This window comes from Vibrio sp. D173a (assembly GCF_030248475.1).
The window spans coordinates 26,236-32,235 of sequence record NZ_JAHGAH010000254.1; the positions used below are offsets into that span (position 1 = coordinate 26,236).

At 45.4% G+C, this 6,000-nt stretch carries 6 protein-coding genes and 2 pseudogenes; 3 read left to right on the top strand and 5 right to left on the bottom strand.

What is annotated here, in order from left to right; translation table 11 throughout:
• Positions 1-68: 68 nt before the first annotated feature.
• The 3 genes and pseudogenes from KIV40_RS22530 to KIV40_RS22540 form a co-directional block, all read right to left on the bottom strand.
• A pseudogene (locus KIV40_RS22530) lies at positions 69-230 on the bottom strand (glyceraldehyde-3-phosphate dehydrogenase); the annotation flags it as partial.
• A gap of 202 nt (positions 231-432) precedes the next feature.
• Complete coding sequence (fghA, locus tag KIV40_RS22535; RefSeq protein WP_005428252.1) at positions 433-1,272, bottom strand: S-formylglutathione hydrolase; 840 nt, start codon at positions 1,270-1,272, stop codon at positions 433-435.
• A gap of 204 nt (positions 1,273-1,476) precedes the next feature.
• Entirely contained in the window at positions 1,477-2,625 is a 1,149-nt protein-coding gene (locus KIV40_RS22540) for an S-(hydroxymethyl)glutathione dehydrogenase/class III alcohol dehydrogenase (protein ID WP_005428461.1), read from the bottom strand.
• Between the two features lie 289 nt (positions 2,626-2,914).
• Between KIV40_RS22540 and KIV40_RS22545 the strand changes: the two genes are divergently transcribed.
• From KIV40_RS22545 to KIV40_RS22555, 3 genes are all read left to right on the top strand, one after another.
• The gene (locus KIV40_RS22545; protein WP_012130266.1) at positions 2,915-3,730 is read left to right on the top strand and encodes an arylamine N-acetyltransferase; all 816 of its coding nucleotides are present in this window, start codon (positions 2,915-2,917) and stop codon (positions 3,728-3,730) included.
• 367 nt (positions 3,731-4,097) lie between these two features.
• On the top strand, positions 4,098-4,598 hold the full coding sequence (locus KIV40_RS22550; RefSeq protein ID WP_285351414.1) for a GNAT family N-acetyltransferase: 501 nt from the start codon (positions 4,098-4,100) through the stop codon (positions 4,596-4,598).
• Between the two features lie 68 nt (positions 4,599-4,666).
• Complete coding sequence (locus KIV40_RS22555) at positions 4,667-5,536, top strand: LysR family transcriptional regulator (RefSeq protein ID WP_012130263.1); 870 nt, start codon at positions 4,667-4,669, stop codon at positions 5,534-5,536.
• Positions 5,537-5,608: 72 nt separating this feature from the next.
• On the opposite strand, the pseudogene KIV40_RS22560 reads toward KIV40_RS22555, so the two are convergent.
• A pseudogene (locus KIV40_RS22560) lies at positions 5,609-5,737 on the bottom strand (siderophore-interacting protein); the annotation flags it as partial.
• Positions 5,738-5,769: 32 nt separating this feature from the next.
• Positions 5,770-6,000, bottom strand: a 231-nt coding sequence (locus KIV40_RS22565) for a transposase (protein ID WP_285347800.1), incomplete at its 5' end; no start/stop codon positions are given.

The following is a 6,000-nucleotide window of genomic DNA, read 5'->3' on the forward strand; positions in this document are numbered from 1 at the left end:
GAGCCCACTTGGAAATAGACGGCGCTGTCTTCATCGCTAAAGGCGAAGTCCATGCCTGACAGCTTCTCAATTGGTACAGGTAAAAAGCCGTAGGCGTTTTCAGCAAGGTATTCGCCCATATCTAATTGCCCATCAATGGGATCGAAAAAGCTTATCGCCTCGGCAAGAGGAGAGGTTGCTAACAACCCGAAGTAAGTCGAGGTTAGCAGGACTGACGTTGTTTTTTTCATAGAGTACTAGCAGTAATTGAATGGCGTTCAATTACAAGTTAGACGTCATCTTGCTATATTTCAATGGGGTTATGTAAAGGTAAAGTGAGTGTTTTTAGAACACAAAAAGCCACCCAATAATTGGATGGCTTTGTATAGAGAAGATTATTAAACCGTTTGGTTTTCCGCGCTCTTCTATTTGCTTGCGGCGTTAAAATTGGCGTTAGGCAAATAAGTACTTAGCGTGGAAGTTCAAGTGATCAGCGATAAAGCTCGAGATAAAGAAGTAGCTGTGGTCGTAACCCGGCTGCATGCGCAGTTCGACTTCAGAATCATGGGCTTTTGCTGCCGCCAGTAACACATCAGGTTTTAATTGCTCAGCAAGGAAGTTATCGGCATCACCTTGATCTACCAAGATTGGCAATGGTGATTTTGCTTGCTTTAGCAACTCGCTTGCGTCGTACTGCTTCCAGCTTTCGATATCAGTGCCTAGGTAAGCGGTAAACGCTTTTTGGCCCCAAGGACATTGCATTGGGTTACTGATTGGGCTGAACGCTGAAATTGAACGGTACTGATCTGAATTTTTCAGACCAATGGTGATTGCACCGTGACCACCCATGCTGTGACCCGAAATCGATTTAACATCTGAAACAGGGAAGTTGTTTTCAATGATCGCAGGCAATTCTTTGGTGATGTAATCGTACATATGGTAGTGGCGTGACCATGGCTCTTGAGTGGCGTTTAGGTAGAAACCTGCGCCTTTACCCAGATCGTAGTTTTCGTCGTCTGCAACGTCGTCACCACGTGGGCTGGTATCCGGTGCCACAATGGCGATACCTAACTCAGCCGCCATGCGAAACGCACCGGCTTTCTGCATGAAGTTCTCATCGGTACATGTCAAGCCAGACAACCAGTAAACCACAGGCACTGGGTTTGATTTGGTCGCGTTAGGTGGCAAGAAGATCGCGAAGCGCATGTTGCAGTTCAAAGCGCGAGATTCGTGAGTGTACTGTTTATGCCAACCACCGAATACTTTGGCTTGGCTTAGGCTTTCAATGGTCATGGATAATCTCTCGATAAAACAATGTTTAGTTAAAGTAATCTTTAATTAAAACAGTGAATATTTAAAACAATGATTTTTAACGGCGGACAAGACCGTTAAAGACAGCGGATGGCTCTCTTCCCAAAAGAAAACGTGTTCAAGAAAGAAGAGAGCCTATTTCAAATTTTCAAATATCAGTCACATTACGTGAGCCGTTATCTTGGATTATTTATCCATGTGAAGAACAGTACGGATAGATTCACCTTTGTGCATCAATTCGAACGCTTCGTTCACGTCTTGTAGACCCATAGTGTGAGTGATGAATTCTTGTAGACCGAACTCACCAGCCATGTAGCGGTTTACGATTTCTGGAAGCTCTGAGCGGCCTTTAACGCCACCGAAAGCAGAACCACGCCATACGCGACCAGTTACTAGTTGGAATGGACGAGTTGAGATCTCTTGACCTGCACCAGCAACACCAATGATTACTGACTCACCCCAACCTTTGTGACAACACTCAAGTGCTTGACGCATCACGTTTACGTTACCGATACATTCGAATGAGTAGTCAACACCACCGTCTGTCATCTCAACGATAACGTCTTGGATTGGTTTGTCGAATTTCATTGGGTTGATGCAATCAGTTGCGCCAAGTTGTTTTGCTAGTTCGAACTTGCTCTCGTTGATGTCTACACCGATGATCTTGCTTGCACCAGCCATACGAGCACCGATGATTGCAGAAAGACCGATACCGCCTAGACCGAACACAGCAACAGTGTCGCCTTTTTCAACTTTAGCTGTGTTTAGTACCGCACCCATACCAGTGGTTACGCCACAACCTAGAAGACAAACTTCTTCAAGTGGTGCTTCTTTGTTTACTTTTGCTAGTGAGATTTCTGGAAGTACAGTGTACTCAGAGAAAGTAGAACAACCCATGTAGTGGAAGATTGTCTCACCGTTTACAGAGAAGCGGCTTGTGCCATCTGGCATTAGGCCTTTACCTTGAGTTTCACGAACTGCCTGACATAGGTTTGTTTTGCCAGATTTACAGAACTTACACTCACCACATTCTGCTGTGTAAAGCGGAATTACGTGGTCGCCAACTTCAACGCTTGTTACGCCTTCACCAACCATTTCAACGATACCGCCGCCTTCGTGGCCAAGGATTGAAGGGAAGATACCTTCTGGATCGTCACCTGATAGAGTGAATGCGTCAGTGTGACAAACACCAGTAGCAACGATGCGAACAAGAACTTCGCCAGCTTTTGGAAGTTGTACATCAACTTCTTCCATTTTTAGCGGCTCACCTGCAGCCCATGCAACCATTGCTTTTGATTTAATGTGAGTTTGACCTGGTTTGATTTCAAGTGCCATTGGATGTTTCCTTTATATTCTCAGTATATAGAGTGACGTCATAAGCGTAGTTGAGTGTTTCTCTCTGCGCTGCGTCGTTTTGTTGGTGCCCATTTTAGGTGTTTCACGAAAAATGATAATCCGGTTAAATTGAAAATGATTTTTACACATCTGTAATAATGGGTGTTGGAACTGCTATCTGTGCAAGTAAATAAATAAGTACCAGAAAAACCGCATTGCTGTTTGACCTCAACTTCGGTTGAGGTTTTATTGTGTCGCCATCACGAAGAAACAGCGAGTTAGGATCAAAATGAACAACACGGATTTACAGGCTTACTTAGATAAAATAGGTGTTGCACAAGCCTTAGACATCAATATTGAATTATTGTTCAAGTTGCATATCAATCAACAGAGAAAATTACCGTTTGAGAATTTTGATATTGTGTTAGGAAAGGGTGTATCCACCTCTGAACGAGACATTATCGACAAATTGGTTTACCACAACCGCGGGGGATATTGCTTTGAGTTGAATGGCTTGCTTTTAAGAGTACTGCAAACTCTTGGGTTTGATGCGCGACCATTATTGGGACGGGTGCATTTATCGGGTACGCCGTTAGGCAGGACGCATCAGTTTACTTTGGTCACCATGGGCGATGAAAAGTGGATCGTCGATGCTGGCTTTGGCGCTAATACGCCGAGAGCACCATTACCATTTATTCTTAATCAAGCCATTTATACCGACACCCAAACGTTCCGTTTTATTGAAGACGAGCGCGTTGGCTATATGCTTCAAGTTCAATCTTATGACGATGAAAGCCAGTGGCTTGATATGTACAGCATGGACTTTGAACACGTGTTTGATGGCGACATTATCTGTGGCAATCACTTTGCCTCTACCTCACCCGCTTCGCGCTTTACCTCAAGTCGAGTCGCCACCTTGTCGACAGAGTCGGGGATCATCACACTGGCGAATTACACCTTAAAGCATCGTGCTAACGGTGAGGCGACGGAGGTTGAGCTTGAAGCAGGGCCGGCTTACCTATCCGCACTCAAACAACACTTTGGTATTGAGCTGGATGCGGAATATCAAGATCTTAAACCGCTACCGATCGCATCGCGTGTCTGAATGATAGGGATTGGTCTATTTGTGTTTTTTGTTATTTTAAATTATTAATAATAGACAGTATGATGAACTGGGGACTTAGGAGAGTACTCAGCTGGTGAGGTCTTCCGCTCACGCTTTGCAGCTTGTTTGTGATTCTTGAGAAATTCGCAACGGGCGAAGCCAATGCTCACTTCTTGATTGATACTGAGCAGCAAACGCTGACTGATCTTAAGGGTGAAGTGAAGCGCGATATTCTGAAGACTGAGTAACACTCAGAGAGAAAAATGGAAAGCGCAGCTCAGTCTGCGCTTTTTTTATTTGCGCTGTATCCCAGTAAGTGGTTTTTCAAAGGTTTACTTTTAATCATGGGAAATCAATGAGGTCAATCATGCGCTTTGAATACATACTTGATGATGCAGTCACCCCAGCTCTCGATGCAAAGCTAAGGCATTTGCTTTCTACTTGCTTTACCAAAGAGCAAGATAAAATCTTTCAGACTCAACGATACTTCCGTGAAATGCCACGACATCGCTACCTTATTTGGGATGGCGAAATCCTTGCAGCGCACGAGAAGCAAGTGATGATAGATGATCAATCTTTTCCCATTAGCGGTATTGCGGAAGTCTGTGTACAGCCTAACTTTCGTGGGAAAGGACTGGTGAAAACATTGCTCAATTCGGTGCATCAGGATGCTATAGAGCGAGGAGATGCCTTTTCCATATTATTTGGGCGAACGCACGTCTATCAGTCCAGCGGTTATCAGCCGACAGATAACTTGCACATGGAAATTCAACCCAATCAATGGGCTAGTATCAGTGATGCTATGGTACGTTCTCTGAATATCACTTGGCCGCAGCAAGTTGTACATTTAGTCGGCTATCCTTTTTAAACAGGTTTTCTCTGCATTTAACTTTGTGTGAGAATACGCATACATAGAATTCCACAGGAACCACATTCATGGCGAATTGGGAAGGCGTGAGCGAATTTGTCGCGGTCGCAGAAACCAACAGCTTTACAGGCGCAGCAAACAAACTTAAAACGTCGGTGGCTCAAATCAGCCGCCGCGTGTCAGCGTTGGAAGAGCGTTTAGCGGTTAAATTGCTGCATCGAACTACGCGCAAAGTCTCTCTGACCGAAGCGGGGCAACTTTATTATCAGCAATGTAAAAACCTTGTCGAAGGTCTAGAGCTGGCAGAGTTAGCGGTAACGCAGATGCAAGCCGAGCCGAAAGGTTTGCTCAAAGTGACTGCACCTGTGACTTACGGCGAAATGAACCTCGCGCCGTTATTGCACCAGTTTATTGAGAAATACCCGCAGGTGAATCTGGATTTGAATCTGACTAACCAAAAGTTAGATTTGATTGAGCAAGGCGTCGATGTGGCGATTCGTCTTGGGCGTTTGCAAGACTCTAGTTTGATTGCCAAGCGCTTGTCATCCCGACAGCTTTACGTGTGTGCTAGCCCTGCGTACTTAGATCGCTCGGGTGAACCGCATACCTTGTCTGAGCTGAGCCATCACCAATGCTTGGTCGGTACCGCCGATTACTGGCACTTTAAAGAGCAAAAGCGTGAGAAGTCTTTGCGTGTTTCTGGCCGAATCAAATGCAACAGTGGTTTTGCTTTGGTCGATGCGGCAAAACGTGGCTTAGGCTTGGTACAGTTGCCGGACTACTACGTACAAGAAGCGTTAGACAATGGCGAGCTGGTGGAAGTGTTAACCGATTACCGAGACGATCGTGAAGGTATTTGGGCGCTGTACCCACAAAACCGAAACCTGTCGCCAAAAGTGCGTTTACTGATTGATTTCTTGGCTGAAAACATGAACTGAGAGACAGGCTAAATGAGAAAAATAAGCCAAGTTGCTATGAAAGCGACTTGGCTTTTTTTTTGTCAGTGGGAATTACTGCTCGTTTAACTCTGCATCTTCGCGCTTGATGACCTTGTGGCCGTCTTCCGACACTCCCTGTTTCCAATAGCTGCTGATGTAGATGTTTTCGCGGTCTACATCCATTTCGTTGCGGAAGTACTGTATGCGCCCCATGAACCCACGGGGCGGTGTTGTTAATGTTTGAAGTTCCAAGGTAGGAGCGCATCGATATCAGGCTCCGCTTTCGCGAGCTCTTTCATGCACTTGACCATGTAGTCGTAGAGGATAAGGCCGTTGGCTTTCGCTGTCTCGACGATGCTGTAAAGCATCGCGCTCGCATCAGCACCATTTGGTGTGTTTGAGAACAGCCAATTTTTTCTGCCAATGACCAGCGGTTTAATGGCGCGTTCAGCACGATTATTATC

Excerpts from the sequence above, each read along its gene's own strand:
- KIV40_RS22550 (WP_285351414.1), top strand. The coding sequence starts at position 4,098 with ATGCGCTTTGAATACATACTTGATGATGCAGTCACCCCAGCTCTCGAT.
- KIV40_RS22540 (WP_005428461.1), bottom strand. The coding sequence starts at position 2,625 with ATGGCACTTGAAATCAAACCAGGTCAAACTCACATTAAATCAAAAGCA.
- KIV40_RS22545 (WP_012130266.1), top strand. The coding sequence starts at position 2,915 with ATGAACAACACGGATTTACAGGCTTACTTAGATAAAATAGGTGTTGCA.
- fghA (WP_005428252.1), bottom strand. The coding sequence starts at position 1,272 with ATGACCATTGAAAGCCTAAGCCAAGCCAAAGTATTCGGTGGTTGGCAT.
- KIV40_RS22555 (WP_012130263.1), top strand. The coding sequence starts at position 4,667 with ATGGCGAATTGGGAAGGCGTGAGCGAATTTGTCGCGGTCGCAGAAACC.